Source organism: Neisseria sp. P0021.S006 (assembly GCF_051956895.1).
Genome location: NZ_JBQCWZ010000556.1, coordinates 1 through 872 on the forward strand (window position 1 = coordinate 1; position 872 = coordinate 872).

Annotated in this window: 1 pseudogene; it reads right to left on the reverse strand. The window is 50.2% G+C overall.

Going from position 1 to position 872, the window contains the following annotated elements:
- Positions 1-872: pseudogene (locus tag ACTHUM_RS15650) on the reverse strand (hypothetical protein); the annotation flags it as partial.

An 872-nucleotide genomic window follows, 5' to 3' on the forward strand; every position in this document is an offset into this window, starting at 1 on the left:
GTTTCGTGGTTGGTGAGGGGGGGTTGGGGAATATGGTGTCTGTGTCGGATGTTTAGGGTTCGGCGCAGCCAAAGTGATTTGGCGCAAAGATGTCAGTGGAGCTGCGTTGGTTGTTGGCGTTGGGTTTTTGTTTCGGGGGGATGGAGGAGTCAGTCTGGTTGGTGTTGCTGTTTGTGTGGGTAGGGGTGTGGGGGTTTGGGGGGTGGGGGTTGGTGGTGGAGGTGGGGGGGTTGTTGTTGGGGTTGTGGTGTTGTGTTTGGGTTTTTTGGGTGGTTTTGGGGTGTGTTTTTGTGGGTGGTTGGTGTGTTGGTTGTTGTGTTTTTTTGGTTGTTTGGTTGTTTTGTTGTGTTTGGTGTGGGTGGTGTGGTTGTGGTGGTTGTTTTTGTTTGGTTTGTGGGTTGTTTTGTTGGTTTTGGGGTGGTGGTGTTGTGGGGTGTTGGTTTGTTTGGGTTGGGTTGGTGTGTGGTGGGTTGTGGTTGTGTTGGTTGTTGTGTGGTGTGTTTTTTGTGTTGTGTGGGGGTGTGTTTGTTTTGGGCGGGGGTGGTTGGTGGTTGGTGCGGGTTGGGCTGTGGTGGGGTATGGTGGCGGGGGTGTGGTTTTTGTGTTTTTCGGTGGTTTGGTTGTTGTTGGCTTGGGTGGGTTTTTTTGGTGTGTTTTTGGTTGGTGGGGTGTGGTTGTGTTTTGTTTTCGTGCTGGGTTTTTTTTAGTTTGTGTTGTGTGGGGTTGTGTTGCTGTCTTGCTGTTTGGCTTTGGTGTGTTTGGTGTGTTGGTGGTTGTGGTGTTGTGTGGTGTTGTTGCGTTTTTGTTGTCTCTGTTGGTGTTGGTTGGTTGGTTGGGGTCTTTTTTATCTGGGTTGATTTTGTTGGCGTTTG